At 41.9% G+C, this 18,946-nt stretch carries 16 protein-coding genes; 6 read left to right on the plus strand and 10 right to left on the minus strand.

Annotated features, from left to right (window positions below; all coding sequences use genetic code 11):
- The first annotated feature begins 258 nt into the window (after positions 1–258).
- The gene (locus AADY36_RS10015; RefSeq protein ID WP_342408934.1) at positions 259–585 is read left to right on the plus strand and encodes a hypothetical protein; all 327 of its coding nucleotides are present in this window, start codon (positions 259–261) and stop codon (positions 583–585) included.
- A gap of 75 nt (positions 586–660) precedes the next feature.
- Here the strand turns inward: AADY36_RS10015 and AADY36_RS10020 are convergent, their stop codons facing one another.
- From AADY36_RS10020 to apbC, 3 genes are all read right to left on the minus strand, one after another.
- Positions 661–3,612: a TonB-dependent receptor gene (locus AADY36_RS10020; RefSeq protein ID WP_054561254.1), complete on the minus strand. Its 2,952-nt coding sequence runs from the start codon at positions 3,610–3,612 to the stop codon at positions 661–663.
- A gap of 78 nt (positions 3,613–3,690) precedes the next feature.
- Positions 3,691–6,342: a glycoside hydrolase family 16 protein gene (locus AADY36_RS10025; protein WP_342408935.1), complete on the minus strand. Its 2,652-nt coding sequence runs from the start codon at positions 6,340–6,342 to the stop codon at positions 3,691–3,693.
- Between the two features lie 321 nt (positions 6,343–6,663).
- The gene (gene apbC / locus AADY36_RS10030; RefSeq protein ID WP_054561253.1) at positions 6,664–7,743 is read right to left on the minus strand and encodes an iron-sulfur cluster carrier protein ApbC; all 1,080 of its coding nucleotides are present in this window, start codon (positions 7,741–7,743) and stop codon (positions 6,664–6,666) included.
- 178 nt (positions 7,744–7,921) lie between these two features.
- Between apbC and metG the strand changes: the two genes are divergently transcribed.
- Positions 7,922–9,946, plus strand: coding sequence for a methionine--tRNA ligase (gene metG, locus AADY36_RS10035; protein WP_239964646.1), 2,025 nt, complete (start codon positions 7,922–7,924; stop codon positions 9,944–9,946).
- A gap of 92 nt (positions 9,947–10,038) precedes the next feature.
- Here metG and AADY36_RS10040 read toward each other — a convergent pair whose 3' ends face one another.
- Together AADY36_RS10040 and lepB are read right to left on the minus strand one after the other, a co-directional pair.
- Positions 10,039–10,854, minus strand: a complete 816-nt coding sequence (locus AADY36_RS10040; protein WP_239964645.1) for a hypothetical protein — start codon at positions 10,852–10,854, stop codon at positions 10,039–10,041.
- Positions 10,855–10,936: 82 nt separating this feature from the next.
- A complete protein-coding gene (gene lepB / locus AADY36_RS10045; RefSeq protein ID WP_239964643.1) occupies positions 10,937–11,596 on the minus strand; it encodes a signal peptidase I in 660 nt (219 codons plus the stop codon).
- 186 nt (positions 11,597–11,782) lie between these two features.
- Here lepB and AADY36_RS10050 point away from each other — a divergent pair, with 186 nt between their 5' ends.
- Complete coding sequence (locus AADY36_RS10050) at positions 11,783–12,241, plus strand: hypothetical protein (RefSeq protein WP_054561249.1); 459 nt, start codon at positions 11,783–11,785, stop codon at positions 12,239–12,241.
- Complete coding sequence (locus AADY36_RS10055; protein ID WP_054552938.1) at positions 12,242–12,448, plus strand: helix-turn-helix transcriptional regulator; 207 nt, start codon at positions 12,242–12,244, stop codon at positions 12,446–12,448.
- A gap of 56 nt (positions 12,449–12,504) precedes the next feature.
- Here AADY36_RS10055 and AADY36_RS10060 read toward each other — a convergent pair whose 3' ends face one another.
- From AADY36_RS10060 to aceK, 4 genes are read right to left on the minus strand one after another with little or no spacing between them, the layout of a single operon-like run.
- Complete coding sequence (locus tag AADY36_RS10060; protein ID WP_054561248.1) at positions 12,505–12,765, minus strand: DUF2999 family protein; 261 nt, start codon at positions 12,763–12,765, stop codon at positions 12,505–12,507.
- Between the two features lie 53 nt (positions 12,766–12,818).
- Positions 12,819–13,781, minus strand: coding sequence for a zinc-binding dehydrogenase (locus tag AADY36_RS10065; protein ID WP_054561247.1), 963 nt, complete (start codon positions 13,779–13,781; stop codon positions 12,819–12,821).
- Positions 13,782–13,789: 8 nt separating this feature from the next.
- Positions 13,790–14,182, minus strand: a complete 393-nt coding sequence (locus AADY36_RS10070) for a hypothetical protein (RefSeq protein WP_054561986.1) — start codon at positions 14,180–14,182, stop codon at positions 13,790–13,792.
- 52 nt (positions 14,183–14,234) lie between these two features.
- Complete coding sequence (aceK, locus tag AADY36_RS10075; protein ID WP_342408936.1) at positions 14,235–16,064, minus strand: bifunctional isocitrate dehydrogenase kinase/phosphatase; 1,830 nt, start codon at positions 16,062–16,064, stop codon at positions 14,235–14,237.
- Positions 16,065–16,169: 105 nt separating this feature from the next.
- On the opposite strand from aceK, the gene AADY36_RS10080 reads away from it, so the two are divergent.
- On the plus strand, positions 16,170–17,117 hold the full coding sequence (locus AADY36_RS10080) for a LysR family transcriptional regulator (protein WP_342408937.1): 948 nt from the start codon (positions 16,170–16,172) through the stop codon (positions 17,115–17,117).
- Between the two features lie 111 nt (positions 17,118–17,228).
- Positions 17,229–17,672 (plus strand): hypothetical protein, encoded by a 444-nt coding sequence (locus AADY36_RS10085; RefSeq protein WP_054561244.1) that lies wholly within the window; start codon positions 17,229–17,231, stop codon positions 17,670–17,672.
- On the opposite strand, the gene icd is transcribed toward AADY36_RS10085, so the two are convergent.
- Complete coding sequence (gene icd / locus AADY36_RS10090; protein WP_342409273.1) at positions 17,669–18,943, minus strand: NADP-dependent isocitrate dehydrogenase; 1,275 nt, start codon at positions 18,941–18,943, stop codon at positions 17,669–17,671. The two genes, AADY36_RS10085 and icd, sit on opposite strands and share 4 nt — an antisense overlap.
- Between the last annotated feature and the right edge of the window lie 3 nt (positions 18,944–18,946).

Consider the following 18,946-nt stretch of genomic DNA (forward strand, 5'->3'; position numbering starts at 1 on the left):
TAAACATATGATTTTAAGTTGAAAAAACACGCTAAGCTCTAGTTGAAACACAACAAAAATCGAGTGTGTATCAGTAAAGCCAAATGGGGTGGCTATAGTGTGCCATATATTACACAAATCATCAGCGTGTTGCGCGAATAATTCTCAATAAAATAAGATAAGCCATCTCAGGTAATAAGATCAGTGTTTTCTGATTTATCTGAAGTACTGATTTTTGTTTTAATGCCCCGACTATAAGGAGAATGAGGATAAGTTGTTATGGATTACGTTATTTTATCCGTAATAACATTGCCAGCATGCGTTGTCGCAATTTTAATAGCCAAAAACTACGCTAAAAAGCACGATTTATGGCATGGCTTTCTCGTTTTTGTCGGTTCACTTCTAGTAACTAGCTGGTCGGTGGTGGGCTTAGTTGCAAGCGAAACTTTCTTTTTCCCGCTACCTTCATTACTCACTATTGCCTTTTACTTCTACTGTTTTGGTGAAACCGATATTGTGTTCATGCCTAATTTATTAATTAATCCTGGTATTGCTATTTTTTGCTATTTTGTTGGCTACTTACTTTATCGCAAGAAGCCTCTTTAAAAACGTCTTAATTATCAGATTTAAAATAAAAAAAGCCGCTCATTGAGCGGCTTTTGTTCCTTTGGGGATCACATATTAAAAGCTATATCGGGCACCGATTGTGTAACGTGGTCCGTATTGACGAGCAAATAAGAACTGCTCTTCGTAACGACCGTAGCCACGCTCAGTTTCGTTGTTAAGGTTTATACCTTCAAAGAAAACAGTCATGTTTTCGTTGATGTCGTAGTTAACACTTAAGTCCCATTGACCGTAGGTATCGCCAAATTGTGGAGGCGCATCAGATGAACCTTGCGCTTGACCAACACCAATTAAGTATGAGTCACGCCATGCGTAAGTCACTTTTACTGATAAGCCATCTTTATCATAGAAGGCTTGGAAGTTCGCTGAATCACTTAAACCCGATAGTGGAGCTTGCTGAGTTAAACTTGCTACATCAAATTCAACATCACCATCAACAAACGTAGCATTAACCCCTAAACCAAAACCGCTTTCACCAAACAAGTGCTGAACTGCAAGTTCAAAGCCATCAACTGATTTGCTATCAGTATTTTGTGGCTGAGAAATGTTCCATACCATCAGTGGGTCAGAACTCGTTGGTTCAATGGCACCATCCGCATTACCATAACCTAATGCCAGCATTTCATTGAACACAGCGTCACTAGTTGCCTGCTCGCCACGTGCTTCTACAGATGCCACAGCTTCAAGGTAACGAGGACCATTTAAGATATCGTATAGACCTTCAATGGTTGTTTCAGTGATTTGCGTTTGAATAAAGTTATCTACGTCTTTTTTGAAGTAACCAACTGACGCATAACTGCCTTCGCCGTAGTAGTACTCAAGTGATAAATCGAGGTTAGTTGATTCAAATGGCAATAGGTTAGTATTACCTTGGCTACCTGTACGCGAACCTGGTTTAGGGCTACCCGTTAAGCTACGACCACCAGCCAAATTACCCAGCGGCGCACGTGCCATGGTTTTACCCCACGAAACACGACCAACAAGCTCGTCTGTAATTTCAACTTTTACGTCAATGTTCGGCAACCAAATATCGTAGTTACCTTCTTCTTGATAAAAGTTATCTGTACCGCCAGTTTCGTACTGCATGATCCACTCAGATGCACTTACCCAATTAACTTGACTTTCAACACGTTGACGAACCGTACTGGTCACATCAGTTTCTTCATAACGAAGACCTGCGTTAATCTGTATGAAGTAATTAGCTACATCGAACTCCCATAAGCTATTCACATAAAAGCTTTGCGTTTTCTCTTCTACGTAGCTTTCACTGTCGATACCATCATAAAATGGGTCAATCGAATATTGATTATCGCCCAATAAGTCTTCATTTAAATAAGCAAGTTGACGAGCTAACGCTTCTTCAAAGCTATAGGTGTAGTAATAATTAGGCTCAAGGGCACTACCACCACCAGCGAACTGGTCTAGCATGTCGCCAGTATCATTATAAGTGAACATGCCATCTGGGAAGATTTCGGTGAATGAAGGGTTAAAACCAGGGCCCCCACGTAAGCCACTCCAAGCGGTAAATCCACCCATAGTTTGCTTAGTATTTGCAGCACCGAATTTCACTTTAACAAGCGGAATTTCAAAGCTTTCATTGAACCAGGTTGCATGAAGCTGTGCTTGCTCAACATTAGACTCACCTGGCGAGTAAATAAACTGACTGAAGTTCGAATCTATCTCACTTGGGTCTAGTACTGTAGTACCATTGTTCCAATTAACGTAGGCATGCGGAACCTCACCAGTGCGATAGTCATATACTTTGCTCTGTAACTGGTCAGAGCCAAGAATGATTTGACCATCAGAACCTAAGCCATCATCTGCGCCGTTATCTGTTTCGTTTTTCGAATCATGATAATCGAACTCAACTTCCCACTGGTCATTGATTTGCCATTCTAGGTTTAAACCAATTGAACGTGCTTTTACTTCTGTAGTGGCACGGCTTGCAGTGAATGAGCCATCGTTACCACTGATATCGGCATAAAGCGCTGTGCCATTTTCATCAAGCTCATAACTATTGATGTTACTGCCAAACTCATTCCAAATACCCCAACCTGCAGTTTCAACACCGGTGATTGCACGACTTGCTGTGTAATCAACCGTTGCAGTAAAGCTTTCAATTGGCGAGTACTGTAAAGTTACTTGGCCATTAGTACGCTCACGTTCAACATCAGCAATACTGTAGTTCATGTCTTTCGGGAAGAAATGATTACCGACACGGTTGCCTTCGCTATCTACTGCACGTGGGTCAATGTAGTCACCTTCATCAAGGGTTGGTAAGTCAACATTGGCCTGCCAACCTTGAATATTGGCACTTTGCTGTTGAAAATCACGTTCTTGATGAGAGAATGATGCCGCAAAACCAAATGTATCATCAGCATAGGTATTGCTGTACATCGCTGAAAACTCTGGCGTTACATCATCACCTTTTTCATTTGACGAGTCATGAATAGCTTTAATAGACGAGCTAAACTTTTCGCCTGGGCTATTTAATGGGCGAGTTGTAATAATATTTACAGTAGCGCCTAGACCACCACTTGGAACATCAGCTTGACCTGATTTCGCTACTTCAAGTGCACTTACACCATCAGCGGCAATATTCTCAAGGGCGTATGAACGTGTATAACCTGTGCCTGGCATTTGACGGCCATTCAACATTACTAGGTTAAACTCAGGGCCAAAACCACGTACCGTAATTTCGCTACCTTCGCCGTTTGAACGGCTCACTGATACACCGGTAATACGCTGTAATGATTCAGCTAAGTTAGTATCTGGGAATTTACCCATCTCTTCTGCTGAAATCGCATCAACAACACCTGTTGCATCACGTTTCATATCCATGGCGCGGATCATACTGCCACGAATACCTTTAATTTCGATAACTTCAATATCGTTATCAGCTTTCTCTTGCTCATCCTGTGCATAAGCCGACATAGTGCCTAGCCCTGCGGTTAAAATCATCGCAACTGACGCTGCAAGAGGTGTTTTAATAAATTTTGTGCTTTTCATGATATACCTGCTTTTGCAATATGTTGTCATGGATACTGGGTGCTGTAATCAGCACCCATCACTTGTTGCCAATGTTAATTACGGGTTTGCAATAACTGCATTATCAATACGGTAAACCGCACCTTCACCCATACCCCATGACGGGAACACCATAACAACGTCGATTGCACTAATATCAAGACCTGCACTTAGTAAATCGGCAAGTGTATAAGTATAGGTTTGCCACTCACCAACCACAGGCTCGACACCTTCTTGGCTTGCACTCAACGCAAGCTCCACAGCTTGACCTGCATCGTTTGATTCAATTTTGAATAACCACTGAGCATCTTGGTCGCTGGCGTTTGAAACTATCTTCATCTCAAAACGAACCACACCTTCAGATAATAAGTGTGATGCATCAAAGCTCACGCCATCATCAGCTAAAAACCCCATTACCGTAGCGGTAGAACCAATTTGAAACTCTGCCACAGAGCCATGAGTTTCATCGTCAGTTTCGACTGTTGGCGTGCTACCAGCACAACAATCCCAAATGCTCCACTGATCAGCCACGTTTTCGGCAAACAGCGTCAGCTCTGATGCTGCCGATTCTTGCTCTGGTGCATAAATGCGAGCATTGTCGACACGGTAAACTGCACCTTCACCTTGACCCCAAGCAGGGAAAATCATGATTACATCAATAGCACTTACATCTAAACCTGCGTTTAATAAAGTACTGATTGGGAACGTGTATGTTTGCCATTCACCAGCAACAGGGTCAACACCTTCTGAGCTTGTGTTAAGGTTAACCTCTACTGCTGTTGCACCTTCATTAGACTCAACTTTTAATAGCCAAGGCGCATCTGGTGTTGATGATAAAGAGGTGATCTTCATCTCAAACTGCAGCATGCCGTCATCAACCAATGCTGATGCGTCAAACTGCGTACCACTGCCACCAGATGAAGTACGGTTAATAAAGCCCATTACCGTAGGAGTTGCACCAATAGAGAACTCTGCAGTAACACCATGTTCTTCGTCGTCGACTACTTCAACAGGTGTTGAACCACCACAACAATCCCATAGCGGCCAATCAAGATTAGTTTCATCAGTGAATAAAGTTAATGAAGGTAATGTTGTTGTGCCGCCATTGGTAATTTCAACATTATCAACACGGTAAACAGCACCCTCACCTTGACCCCATGCAGGGAAAATCATGATTACATCAATCAGTGATACGTTTAAGCCCGCATCAGCTAATGTTTGCAGTGGGAAGGTATAAGTTTGCCATTCACCGGCAACTGGGCTAACACCTTCTGTACTTGCACTTAGGTTTAGCTCAACGGCTGTCGCGCCTTCATCACTTTCGATTTTAAATAACCAAGGTGCGTCTGGCGTTGATGGTAAAGACGTTACTTGCATATCAAAAGTCACATAGCCGTCTTCTAACATTGCACTGGCATCATAAGGTGACGCTTCACCGTTTTCATCGGTAATAAAGGCATCACGGCTAATAAAGCCATTTACAGTAGGTTCCGCACCCACACTAAATTCAACCACATTACCACGGTCTTCATCTTCAACTAACCCTGGCGTTGTGCCACCACAACAGTCCCATGCAGGCCAGTTAGGGTTAAAACTGCTATCAAAAATAGTCAGCGGCGTAACAGTGCCATCACTTGGTGGCGTTGGAGCAGGAGCTGCGCCTTGCACTAGTGCATCTTCTAAATTGTCATAACCTGGGCGAACTGTTTCACAGCCTTTACCTGTGTCTGGATCTTGAGCACATTCATAAACACGTACATAGTCAACTTCAAAAGTTTGACCATTTTCGAATGCAGTTGCATCAATACCAAGGGCATTAACATTTTCAGGCCAATCACCGCCAACAGCAAAGTTTAAGATTAAATAAAACTCTTGGTTAAATGGCGCAGCGTCCCAGAAAGTTGTTAACTCACCAGTTGTTTGATCAAAGTACTCTGTGTACCAACCCTTATGTTTAAGAGCCAGTGCTTCACCGTCAGCGTTATAAAGTAATTCTGACTGGCGCTGTGTTGCATATAAATAGTCATCTACGTACCAACGAATTTCACCCTCTTGCCATTCAATAGCATAAGTATGAAAATCATCGGCTGGATTTGAATCTTGCGCGAAGGTGTACGCTTGACCACTACTGTCGTTATTTGGCCACGCTTGACCATAATGTAACGTGCCGTAGATATTTGACTCTAAGCCATCATCATTTTCGACTTTTAAATTCACTGATTCTAAAATGTCGATTTCACCTGAACGAGGCCACTCACCGTAAACTTCGTCGGTTGGCATCATCCAAAACGCCGGCCAAGAACCTTGACCGCTAGGTAGTTTTGCTCTTACTTCAAAACGGCCATATTTAAAATCGGCTTTGTAGCGAGTATTGATACGTGCAGATGTATAAGGCTTTGCAGCACCGTCTTCTGCAGGCAATGCAACGATATTAAGAATACCGTCTGCAACAAAGGCGTTTTCTTCACTGTCGGTATAACATTGTTTTTCGTTATTACCGCCACCTGCACAGTCTATTTCGAAATTCCATTTGTTGTCATCAATGGCATCGCCGTCAAAGTTATCTTCCCAAACCATCACCCAATCTGAAACTGGTTCAGTTGGATCGACAGTATCTATTTTTGTATCTGTGGCAGAGCCACCGCAGCCAGCTAAAGTCACTACAGAAAGCGCCATTGCTAGTTGTGTTAAGTGTGTTTTGAATTTGTTCATTGCATTGAACCCTAACATTATGTGTTTGTTAGTACTCAACTGATATATATAGAGTATAGTTTTAATCAGTCAATTGTAAGCGCTTACATTGGCAGGTAAATAAAAAGACCTAACAATGTAAGCGCTTTCATTAGAGTATGTCACGGTTATTAAAACGTCAATAAAATATTAACATTTACTGCAACTTTGTTTTTCGACATATTTCACGAAAATGCAGGCTATATGCGACTAAAAGTGGGGTTAGATAGCAAAATTTAGTACAAAATAATCAATCTGGATTTTGTTAACAAGAAAAACCCACTAACAAAATCTTTGCAACAATCAATCTTCAGTAATGACAATTTCAACTGCGCTTGTGTGCGCCTGTTGATAATACAAGCTACTAGCAAGCACGCGTGCTGCAGTTTTGTAGGTTTCACTTATTTGAGCCTCGTTGTCTGTGGCAATTAAATCGCCCTGCTCCGAGCTTTCACGAATTTCAATGGCCAGCGGAATATTAGCCAGCACTGGTACACCATGACGATGTGCTAATTTTACGGCACCATCTTTACCAAATACATGATTAGGCTTACCACAATGACCACATAAGAAGTAGCTCATGTTTTCAATTAAACCAAGCACAGGTACGTTCACTTTATTGAACATAGCAATGCCCTTTTGCGCATCGGCTAGCGCTAAATCTTGAGGCGTGGTAATGATCACTGCACCACTGGCTGGCACTTTTTGGCTCATGGTTAATTGAATATCGCCCGTACCTGGAGGCATATCAACAATTAGATAATCAAGCTCACCCCAAGCGGTTTCGTTCATTAACTGATTAAGTGCTCCCGATGCCATTGGTCCGCGCCAAACGGTCGCGTCATCACTTGGCACTAAAAAGCCGATCGATTGCGCCTTGAGGTTATGCGCTTCAAAAGGAAGTAAATTTTTATTATCTGCTGTTTTCGGCTCTGCCCCTTGTAGACCTAGAAGCAATGGAATAGACGGGCCATAAATATCAGCATCGAGAATACCCACTTTGGCACCCTCTTGTTCTAAAGCCGAGGCAAGATTCACCGCCGTAGTTGACTTTCCTACGCCGCCCTTACCTGAAGCAACGAGCACAATATGTTTAATTTGCTTAAAACTATATGTGCTAGGTAATTTCACTTTAGCACTAATTGACACAGGCACTGATAGTTTATCAGCGACAAATTTTTCAATCTCAGTGATTTCGCCCACGCCAGCAAAAGGTAGGCTTAGTTTTACCTGCCAGCTTTTATCGCTGTTTTGATTAAGCTCTTCGAGCCAATCTTGCTCAATACCAATGGCAAATGCGCTACTACGGTAGGCGGCTAAGGCTGCAATGATAGGTGCTTTTTCAGCCGATTTACTTGAGAATAGTTTTGACAGTCCAAACATAGCAATAAATTAGCGTTTCTTTGATGAAAAGTGCTGCGGAATTATGTAACATTCAAGGCATTAAAACCAGACAATTAGATAATATCATTGCTTTGAGTTGTCTATGAGCAACTCACAATGAATTAAATAATGATATTCGAGCATATTTGCATCGAACTAATCTCAATTCGGAATGATTATGGCACAGCGAAAGATCCTGATTACTAGCGCATTACCTTATGCCAATGGCCCGACTCACTTAGGTCATTTACTAGAATATATCCAAACTGATATTTGGGCGCGTTTCCAAAAACAACAAGGTCATGAAACCTATTACGTTTGCGCGGATGATGCTCACGGCACACCAATTATGCTTAATGCGCAAAAGCAAGGGATCACGCCAGAAGAGATGGTTAAAAACGTGAGTGTTGAACGTCAACGCGATTTTGCTGATTTCAACATTGAATTTGATAACTATCACAGCACGCACAGTGAAGAAAACCGTCATTTCAGCGAGTTAATCTACAACCGTTTGAATGAAGCGGGTCACATTAAAAAGCATACTATTTCTCAACTTTTCGACCCAGAGAAAGGTATCTTCTTACCAGACCGCTTTGTAACGGGTACTTGCCCAACGTGTAAGTCAGAAGATCAAAACGGTGACAGCTGTGATTCTTGTGGTGCTACATACAGCCCAACTGAGCTTATCAACCCACGCTCTGTAATGTCGGGTGCTGAGCCAATCTTAAAAGATTCTGAGCATTACTTCTTCGACCTACCTGCTTTTGAAGACATGCTTAAAGAGTGGTTACACTCAGGTACGATTCAACAAGAAATGGCGAACAAGCTTGATGAATGGTTTGCAGATGGCCTACAGCAGTGGGATATCAGCCGTGACGCACCTTACTTTGGTTTTGAAATCCCAGGTGCACCGGGTAAATACTTTTACGTGTGGTTAGACGCACCTATTGGCTACATGGCGAGCTTTAAAAACCTGTGTGATAAAAAAGGGATTGATTTTGATGCATTCTGGAGCGAAGACTCAGATGCAGAGCTTTACCACTTCATTGGTAAAGACATCATCTACTTCCACAGCTTATTCTGGCCGGCAATGTTAGATGGTGCAAAATTCAGAAAGCCAACAAACGTTTTTGCCCATGGTTTTGTGACTGTGAATGGCGCGAAGATGTCTAAATCAAAAGGCACTTTTGTTAAGGCGCGTACTTACCTTGATAACCTAGATCCTGAATATCTTCGTTATTACTACGCGGCAAAATTAAACAACGGCATCACTGACCTTGATTTAAACCTTGAAGACTTTGCACTACGTGTTAACTCAGACTTAGTAGGTAAAGTAGTTAACATCGCAAGCCGTTGTGCAAGCTTCATCACCAAGAAGTTTGACGGTAAGCTTAGCGACACCGTAATGGACGAAGCACTATTAGGTGAGTTCCAAGCAGCTTCTGCAAGCATCGCAAATCACTATGAAAACCGTGATTACAGCCGTGCAATTCGTGAAATCATGGCACTTGCTGATAAAGCAAACCAATTTATCGACGCTAAAGCGCCTTGGGTATTGATTAAAGACGAAACAAAACAACAAGAAACACACGATGTTTGTTCACTTGGCTTAAATATGTTCCGTATACTTATAACTTACTTAAAACCTGTTCTTCCAGGTATGGCTGCAAACGTTGAAGCCTTCTTAAACGACGGTTTAACATGGCAAGGCGCGCAAACAGCGCTTGTTGGTCACGCAATTAATAAGTTCAAACCGTTAATGCAACGTGTTGAAATGGATAAAGTAAATAAAATGATTGAAGAATCAAAAGAAAGCCTAGTTGCTGAAAAAGACAAGATTGATCCAAACAGCCCACTAGCAAAAGAGCCAATCAGCCCAGAAATCGAATTTGATGATTTTGCGAAAGTTGATTTACGCGTAGCAAAAATTGCTAAAGCAGAACACGTTGAAGGCGCAGATAAGCTATTAAAACTAACCTTAGATTTAGGTGGCGAAACGCGCCAAGTATTCGCAGGTATTAAATCGGCATATGCACCAGAAGATATCGAAGGCAAGCTAACGGTAATGGTAGCGAACCTTAAGCCTCGTAAGATGCGTTTCGGTATGTCTGAAGGCATGGTATTAGCGGCAGGTCCTGGCGGTAAAGAAATTTATATTCTAAACCCAGATGAAGGCTCAGAGCCTGGCATGCGTGTAATGTAATTACACAATTGCAAGTTAATATAAAAAACCGTTGTGTTTCAGACACAACGGTTTTTTTGTATTTAATGAATGCTTTAGATAATGTTGTTAGCTTATGAGCTTGGGCATGCAGGATACTCAGTCAGTACTTGAGTAATTATTTGCCCAAACTGCTGGTGTTGTTGTTCGGTAATAGCAAAAGCAGCATTGTAAGCTAGGGTATCTGCAAGCTCACCTGTTATGACTTCATAAAAAGTCATCGCGGTCAGTAAGTGCCCTGCATCTGAAGCATGATTGCCATCTGCACTGTAAAAATTAAGCTCAGGTAATGCAGCGATTGCTTTATCCCAAACTAAGCCGATTGGTGCAACACAACTTGCCTCTTTTTCGCTAATCGACAAATGTAATTGATAGACAAGCTCCCCTTCTTTGCTGTCACCTCGCTGTGGATGCTCAGGAAACAAAATAGGTGTAATTTCCAGCTCTTTTGCACTGGCAATTAAACGCTCAGCCTCACTTGTAGAATAATTAACAGAGCCAGACTGAGAATACTTTTGACCTTGAAAAATAGCATGGCTCCAATTGGCTTGCTGTAGCTTTTCAATATTGCCCGAAGTGTTCACTATTTCATCTAAAAAACGACCACTGATGGTAAGAGTTGAAACTTGAGCGTTGGTTAGCTCACTGGAAATAAGCTGTTCAAGCAAATCCCCTAATCTAGCACTATGGCTATTGCCATAAATAATAATTTTATAGTCAGCACTACCACTGTTATCGACAAGCTCAACACCTGTATCCGGTGTTGAGCTGTTAGTGTCATCAACTTTTGTAGATTCGTTTTTTGAGCTCGAACCACATGCAACCAGACTGATCGAAAAGACGAGTAACAAAAAAGATCGAATTAATCTCGCAAACTTATCATTTATCATACTTTACCTTTTGGCTTATTATTTTTATGTCGTTAATATTGAAACATAAAATTATAAATTGCCAATTTTGTACGATTTTTATCTAGGGTGCTAAGTACAAATCATGCAAGAGTCGCTCTTTTCGAGGTAAGTAATAATCATCATAATCAAGTGACACTATGACTCTTTTCGCTTTGCCTAATAACTCACTGCGAGGCACTAAACCAATCACTCGCGAGTCTGCACTGTGATCGCGATTATCGCCCATCGCTAAATACATATCCTTTGGAATAGCGACAGGGGCAAAATGCTGCATCACCGAGGGCGTTTTTGATACCACAATAGCGTGCTGAACACCGGCAAGGTTTTCAATCAGTGTTTGCTGCTCATGATCATTATCAGTTAATGCATAATCAAGCGCTTTACCGTTTATGATCAATTTATTATCGACTAAAGTCACTGTATCGCCCGGCACGCCAATAACACGCTTTATTAAACGATTATTTGCAGCCTTAGAATCAAATACAATAATATCACCGGCTTTTGGCTCATCTGTGCGCATTAGCGAAATATGACTAAATGGCACACGCAGATCATAAGCCATTTTATCCGTTAAAATACGGTCCCCTTCAACGATGGTCGGATTCATAGAACCTGTTGGCACTTCATACCAATCAGCCACTGCACTTCTGAACACACTCATCAAGCAGATAAATAAAATCAATGAGCGGTTATTTTTCCATACCTTTAAAAGCCAGTTCATATTCGTTCCTAATTTGTTGTTTGTTTCATTAGGAGTCTGTGCGGTAGGAATTAGTTCTCAACTAAATGTAACGAAATACGTCAATGATAAAAATACCATACATGGTGTTAAAAATATTTGACATATCGAGCAATGAGTAGTTTACTTAACACCAAGTCAAATATTCTTTACACGGGGTGGAAGAAAATGAGCTACAAAGAAATGACAATTTGGGGCACCTTGGTGGTAACCATAGGCCTTTTAAGCTATTACCTGTTAGGCATTAATTCACTACAAGCTGCAGGTGATCTTAGCCAAGATACTATGGTGTCTTATTTGTATAAGGTTGTCGTGGTTGCGGTGATCTTAGAGATCATTATGCAATCTGTGCTTGCAGGCATTAAACACAAAGAAGCAGACTTAGGGGATGATGAGCGTGATAAGCTCATTGAGCTAAAAAGCACCAAGCTTGGTCACTGGTTCTGCTCTGCAACTATCTTAATGTGTGTATTTTTAGCGACGCAAATTGAGCGCGTATCTGGACGCATGCTGTTACCTGAGGTCTCTGATCTATATAATATTATGCACTTTCTTATTATTGGTTTTTTAGCCAGTGAAATTATTACTATTGCCAGCAAAGCGTATTTATATCGAAGAGACAGCTAGATGACAAAACAGCTCAGTAATACTATTCGGGAACTTCGATTTCATCACAACGAAATGACTCAGCAAGCATTGGCAGAGGCAGTTGGCGTTTCAAGGCAAACTATAGTAGCAATTGAAAAAGGTAAATATTCACCCTCGCTCGAGGTGGCTTTTAAGATTGCTCAACTGTTTGATAAGAAACTAGACGACGTGTTTTCGTATCAGTAATTAACAAAAAAGGTTAGCCAAAGAGCTAACCTTTTTTAAATTCGTATCATTTAATTTTATGACTGCTGATTTTTGAACTGCGCTTTGGCTTGCTCAACTTCATCATCACTGATACCCACTGATTCAGCCGCTTCTTTAATAAGGTGTGGCTGCGTCATCACTAATGCCATCAATTGTTGAAGCTTTTCTGGTGGGATACCTAACTGTTGGACTAGACCCATTGCCATCATTGGGTTTTCCATAAACGCTTGAAACAGCTCACGCACTTTCTCGTCACTTACATTGTGCTCTTTGAGCATTGCAATAATAGGGTTCATATTAACCTTTACTTTTAACTACTAATAAAACCAATAATATGGGCAAATTGATGTTATTCAACTAACATCACCACTTTTCCCGAGTTTTCGTTGTTATCTAAAATACGGTGAGCCTCATTCGCTTCTTGCCAATTTAAGGTTTTATAGATATTGCAATCGAACAGCCCGTTGGCCAAGTCATCATAAAAGCGCGAAATAAACTGCTCTTTTAAATGACGTTTAAACTCAATTGAACGATTACGCAAAGTTGATGCATGAAAGGAAATACGTTTGCTAAGCAGCCTTGCAAAGTCAACCTCAGCAAAGCGCGCATCTAAAAAGGCTAACATCACAATTTGGCAATCCATTGCTGCAACGGCAGCATTTTTATTTAAATAGCTTCCTGAGACAGGATCAACAATGGTATTGGCCTGTAAATTATTGGCTTTGAAGTACTCTACAAAATCAGTGGTTTTATAATTAATGGTGTGGTCTGCACCAAGCTGTTTGGCATGCTCACACTTTTCATCGCTGCCTGCGGTTATCACTACTTGAGCACCCGCGCGTTTTGCCATTTGAATTGCCGCCCCACCGACACCACTAGCTCCCGCATGGATCAGTGCCGTTTGCCCCGCTTTGAGCTGACCAAATTGAAATAAGGCAGAAAAAGCCGTTAAGTATACTTCACTGATAGCAGCGCCTTGGGCCATTGTCATTTCATCTGGTAAAGGCATCACTTGCGCAGCATCAACGGCAACATACTCGCTGTAAGCACCGCCCGCACACAAGGCAAAAACGCGTTTATTAAGCCAATCTCCCGATACTGCACTGCCTTGCTCAACAATGGTACCGGCGCATTCTAACCCTAGAATTTCACTGTCACCTTTGGGCGCAGGATATTTACCTTGTCGCTGTAAACAATCTGCCCGATTAACGCCAATTGCTGCAACAGCAATAAGAACTTCGTTATCTTTTAGGGCTGGTTTATCTGTTTGCGCAAAATGTAACTGTGAGTCTTCGTGCTTAATATAACGCATATCACCTTCTATTTAATTCGTTGCCAGATCTCAGCTTCGACTAATTTGCCATTTTCATACAAGGTGTGGTGCCACAAGTCACCTTTTATTTTGTAATCAAATGCCATGGTCTTACCAAGTAGTGAAGGTACATTACCATAGGAAAAAGTTTCGATAAATTGCTGGTCTTGCAAAACATATTTGCCGCCACCAGCATAATGAAAGTTGCCTTGCTTTTGGGTGATATAGCTAAAATGACTGGGTGTAATCAGTTTAACAGAGGTAATTTCTGGCGCTTTTGCCGTCACATAGCCGTCATTGGTTGCATATTTGCCTTCAACAAATTGCCAGCTACCTAATAACGGATTGGCGCTTACCATAGACGAAATAAATAAACTCGATAATAACAGTGTGTTTTTCATAGTGCGTTCCTTAGCAATTTTTTCAATAGCATACGCTAACACTATGTTCCTATTAAACAGTTATAGGTTGAGATTTTTTCACTTGAGCTCTCATCGACGAAAAGCGCCAAGACTGCTTATAAGGATAAACATCAAGCAATTGCCCATCGTTTATCGCAGTTTGTAATTGCTGCCACATCGTGGCAGTGAAAATATCTTGATGTGCAGCATTGAAGTGATCAAACGCTCGCTTATTAGCGCTAAAAAATACTTTAAACTGGCTCGGAAATACGTCGTTTTCTGCGATATCAAAGTAGCTTTCGCTGCTGAGCTCATCTAATGAGTCATCGGTTTTTGGCAGCTCTCTAAATTGACACTCTGTCATCGGACAAATTTCATCGTAGTCATAAAACACCACTCTTCCCCAACGGGTTACACCAAAGTTTTTCATCAGCATATCACCGGGGAAAATATTAGCCCCCGCAAGCTCTTTTATCGCTTTACCGTAATCAACCATTACTTGCTGCAGTTTTCGCTCATCACAGTCGTTTATATACAAATTAAGCGGCGTCATTTTTCGCTCTACATAAACATGGCGCAAAATAAGTGCATTACCCGAGATCACTAAGCTATCGCCAATTTGCTGCTGCATTATTTGTATAAGCTCATCACTAAATCGGCTTAAATCAAACGCTAAATAACGAAATTCGTGGGTATCAACTAGCCGGCCTACTCGGTCGGCTTGTTTAACAAAGTCGTACTTAGCCATTACTTGTTGTTTGGTGGCCGTTTTTGGCGCACTAAATTTGTCCTTTATTACCTTGTACACATAATCTGAGCCTGGGGTGGTAAATACCAGCATCACCATGCCCGGCGTACCCGGCGCAAGTGTGTATTTATCGTCAACGGGACTATTACGGGTGGTATCAACTTTATAACGATAAAACTCGGTTTTCGCGTGTTTGATAAAGCCTATGGCATTAAACAGCTCAAAACGTTGCTTATGAGGCATTAAAACACTGAGGTAATCAACATATCGGGCGGGTTGGTCAGTGTCGACCATAAAATAAGTACGCGCAAAGCCAAACAACAAGCTGAGTTGATCAGCTCCCATCATCACAGCATCAATGTGAAGACCTTTTTCACTGTTTAATAGCGCAATCGCAAATGGCATGTTATCGCCATTTTTAGCAATACAACGACCTATGATGTAGCACGCTTTATTTCTGAAAAACAATGAATTAGCGTATTCAATATAGCCATCGTTGAGAGCAAGCAGCTCATAAACTTGTGGGCATTGTTGTTTCGCTCCAGCAATCAAGGTACGCTGTAACATGGCAACATCATCAGTAAAATCAGCGTATTGTGACCGAAATACATGGCGCTTGATCAAGCTACTAATCGCACTTTCAAAGCCATTTTGCAGGGAAATGCGGCTAACCAATGAATCAAAGGGTCTTGGCCCCAGTTGATATCGTGCTTTTAGTACAAACAAGTGCACATTGCGGATTTTTCGTGAGTCCCAAATTGCACCGAAGGTTGAGTTAAAAAAGGTATGAGCAATAGGCTGGTTTTCATGGCTTTGCACCATTTCTGCGTATATTTGTTTGGCTAATAACCAAAGCGCTGGGTCGTCTACTTCGCTATAAGCAATAATTTTTACCGCTTGGCTTACCTTTTTTACTTGCCCTTCGTAAACTTGCAATCGCGATTTCATAGCCCCTTGAACTTGATGCCACTGGCGCTGTTCAAAACGACTTTGTGCACCGAGGGTAATATTTAAAAACTCTGCAAACATAGCCTCAAAGCCAGCATACACCGCACGGGCAAGCTTAGTCGCTACGACCTGATTTAACTGTTCGCTGTGTGATTTAACAGCCAAATGTGAACTTTGCTGTGGCATTATTTTTATCGCTTATGCTGATTATTTTAGTCGCCTTGTTTACACACAATAGCAAGCGCGCTTTAATTTAGGTAATTAATAAAGATAATAAATAAGATTGATCAAATGAATATTAGGCACGTCGACCTCAACCTATTAGTGTATTTAAATGTCCTCATTGACGAACAAAGTGTGTCTAAAGCCGCCAATAAACTAGCTTTGACTCAACCTGCAATGAGTAATGCCCTTAAACGTTTGCGTGATTTATTTGATGATCCATTATTAGTGAGAGCCGCTGGCACAATGACGCCAACGGCAAAAGCGCTCAGCCTTAAACCTGAAATAGAATCACTGTTAAAAATGGCTGAGGAAATTACTCAGCCAAGTGAGGTATTCGACCCGAGCACCGCGAATATTACGTTTCGGATCATGGCAAACGACTATCTTGAATCAACGCTTATTGCGCCGTTTATCACCCAGCAGCTAGCAAAAAATCCGGGGCTTAATTTTGATATTTTGAGCCCAAGCGATGTTAACCTTCAAGATATGGAAAAAGGCACCATCGACCTTGCCATTAATCGCTTTAACGGCCTGCCCCGCTCATTCCACCAGGCGAGTGTGTGGCGCGACAATTACTGCTGCTTAACACACCCAGACAACTCTTACTTACAACAGCAAAACCTCGAAGGCTACCTTGCTCAAGAACACATTTGGGTGAATCGGGCTGGTTGGGGCGTAGAAGCGGCAGTAACAAATAAATCAGGCAGCCAAAAACTCGGCTGGGTCGATGAGGCATTATGGCAACTAGAACAAACCCGCAATATTCGCGTATTCACCCGCCATTACATGGTGGCGAGCCTACTTTGCCAATCACCTCAACTCATAGCAACACTGCCCCGTCGCCAAGCCATGTTATTAGCAAAACACACTGATTTGGTAATAAGTCCAGTGCCATTTCAAATCGTGCCTATTGAAGTAAAAATGTTATGGAGCCCTTTGCTACATCACGCAAACCCGCATCAGTGGCTGCGTAGAGAGCTACTTACCTTTGCCAGTACCGTGGCTGATCGTTAAAAACAGTATAATATTGATAAAATCAATATCAGTTATTGAAAACAACAATTTCATTAATAATGAGTGAAGGGCTAGAGTGAAGTTAAGCACATAAACAAAGAGAAAATGATTATGGAAACTTCAGCGCAATTCACTCAACAGGACGGCCTTTACATCAATGGTCAATTACACTCATTCATCGAGCAGCAGCTTTGTAAAAAAAGCGATTTAGCCTGCGATGAGATTTACCAAACACTGGCAACAATGGTTGATGAGTTTGGTTGCCAATGCCGTAAAACCAAACATCAAGATGATGATGTTTTACAAGCAGAGACACTGTTAAAAGCGTATAGCACAGTACGTACTCACCCGCACTGTCATGTTGATGCACAAACAACAACTGCAGTGTTAGATGAATACTGCTGCCAAGTACCAGCTATTTTAGTGGTTGCGTTAATGGATACATTAACAGGCATGACAAGCAATGAGCCAGGTGCAGAGCACATTTACCAACGTGCAGCACAGTTAACAGGTAAACCATGTGTCTACGCAGTTAAAAGCGCCAATGCCGCTTAATATGGTTCATAATTTGAGTTACTTATTCGCGCGATGATGCTTGTTGCAAAATCACTGCAACTAAGCATCGTCGCATCGGCTACTAGGTTAGCCAAATCAAACGTCATTTCATTTGCGCTAAGCGTCTGCTCTAGGGCTTTTTCTATTTTATTCGCCGCTTCGTGCCAGCCCATAAAACGTAGCATCATAACCGCACTTAAAATACTGCTTGTTGGATTTGCACTGTCTTTCCCAGCTATGCGATTAAATGTGCCATGAGTCGGTTCAAAAAAGGCCACTTCATTATTTAAGTTTGCCGCAGGCATAATACCTACCCCACCGACTTGTGCGGTTAGCATATCAGCTAAGTAATCGCCGTTTTGATTGGTTGTTACCACCACATCAAATTGCTCTGGGGTGAGCAGCGCTTGTTGTAGCATGTTATCGGCAATGACTTCTTTGATAATTAAATCATCTTGATCGTCACGTTTGATCACTAACCAACGACCATTTTCATGCGCTACAGCGTTAAACTCTTGCTCTGCTAGGGCAAATGCCCAGCGTTTAAAGGCGCCATCGGTAAATTTAAGTACATTGCCTTTGTGCACCACAGTCAGTGATTCACTGTGCTCTTTGAGGGCAAAGTTTAGGGCGTAACGCATTAGTCGCTCTGCCGCCTCTTTCGAGCTATTTTTAATACCAATACCGCATTGGTTATCAAAACGAAGTCGGGTGACACCCATTTCTTGGCACAGAAAATCAAGCATACGCTCGTTATCGATACTGCCAGCCTGCCACTCAATGCCTGAGTAAACATCTTCAGAGCTGTCGCGTATTACTGTGATTTGAGTTTTTTCAGGCTCTTTTAAGGGGGATGGTAAATGCGGATAACTGCGAATAGGCCGCATGTTAACGAATAAATCCATCTCATGACGAAGGGCTACATTTAAAGAGCGAAAACCACCGCCGAGGGGGGTTGTTAATGGCCCTTTTATGGCAATTTTATACTGCCTAACCGCATGCAGGGTTTCTTGCGGGAACCAGTCGCCATCGTATAGCGCAGCTGCTTTTTCGCCATTGAACACTTCCATCCAATGTATTTGTTTATCGCCTTGATAAGCATGATTCACTGCAGCATCAACAATATCTCGCATCACCGGGCTGATATCTTGACCAACACCATCGCCTTCAATGTAAGCAATAACCGGGTTATCAGGAATATGCCATTGACCCTTACTATCGATAGTAATTTGCGCGCCATTCGAGGGTACTGAAATATGTTGATACTGCATCAT

Source organism: Pseudoalteromonas sp. D15MCD-2, assembly GCF_038562745.1.
Classification (GTDB): domain Bacteria; phylum Pseudomonadota; class Gammaproteobacteria; order Enterobacterales; family Alteromonadaceae; genus Pseudoalteromonas.

Bases quoted from the DNA above. Each gene is read 5' to 3' on its own strand.
- AADY36_RS10080 (WP_342408937.1), top strand. From the start codon at position 16,170: ATGAATATTAGGCACGTCGACCTCAACCTATTAGTGTATTTAAATGTC.
- AADY36_RS10070 (WP_054561986.1), bottom strand. From the start codon at position 14,182: ATGAAAAACACACTGTTATTATCGAGTTTATTTATTTCGTCTATGGTA.
- AADY36_RS10020 (WP_054561254.1), bottom strand. From the start codon at position 3,612: ATGAAAAGCACAAAATTTATTAAAACACCTCTTGCAGCGTCAGTTGCG.
- AADY36_RS10015 (WP_342408934.1), top strand. From the start codon at position 259: ATGGATTACGTTATTTTATCCGTAATAACATTGCCAGCATGCGTTGTC.
- AADY36_RS10050 (WP_054561249.1), top strand. From the start codon at position 11,783: ATGAGCTACAAAGAAATGACAATTTGGGGCACCTTGGTGGTAACCATA.
- AADY36_RS10085 (WP_054561244.1), top strand. From the start codon at position 17,229: ATGGAAACTTCAGCGCAATTCACTCAACAGGACGGCCTTTACATCAAT.
- apbC (WP_054561253.1), bottom strand. From the start codon at position 7,743: ATGTTTGGACTGTCAAAACTATTCTCAAGTAAATCGGCTGAAAAAGCA.
- lepB (WP_239964643.1), bottom strand. From the start codon at position 11,596: ATGAACTGGCTTTTAAAGGTATGGAAAAATAACCGCTCATTGATTTTA.
- AADY36_RS10040 (WP_239964645.1), bottom strand. From the start codon at position 10,854: ATGATAAATGATAAGTTTGCGAGATTAATTCGATCTTTTTTGTTACTC.
- aceK (WP_342408936.1), bottom strand. From the start codon at position 16,064: ATGCCACAGCAAAGTTCACATTTGGCTGTTAAATCACACAGCGAACAG.
- icd (WP_342409273.1), bottom strand. From the start codon at position 18,943: ATGCAGTATCAACATATTTCAGTACCCTCGAATGGCGCGCAAATTACT.
- metG (WP_239964646.1), top strand. From the start codon at position 7,922: ATGGCACAGCGAAAGATCCTGATTACTAGCGCATTACCTTATGCCAAT.
- AADY36_RS10025 (WP_342408935.1), bottom strand. From the start codon at position 6,342: ATGAACAAATTCAAAACACACTTAACACAACTAGCAATGGCGCTTTCT.
- AADY36_RS10060 (WP_054561248.1), bottom strand. From the start codon at position 12,765: ATGAACCCTATTATTGCAATGCTCAAAGAGCACAATGTAAGTGACGAG.
- AADY36_RS10055 (WP_054552938.1), top strand. From the start codon at position 12,242: ATGACAAAACAGCTCAGTAATACTATTCGGGAACTTCGATTTCATCAC.
- AADY36_RS10065 (WP_054561247.1), bottom strand. From the start codon at position 13,781: ATGCGTTATATTAAGCACGAAGACTCACAGTTACATTTTGCGCAAACA.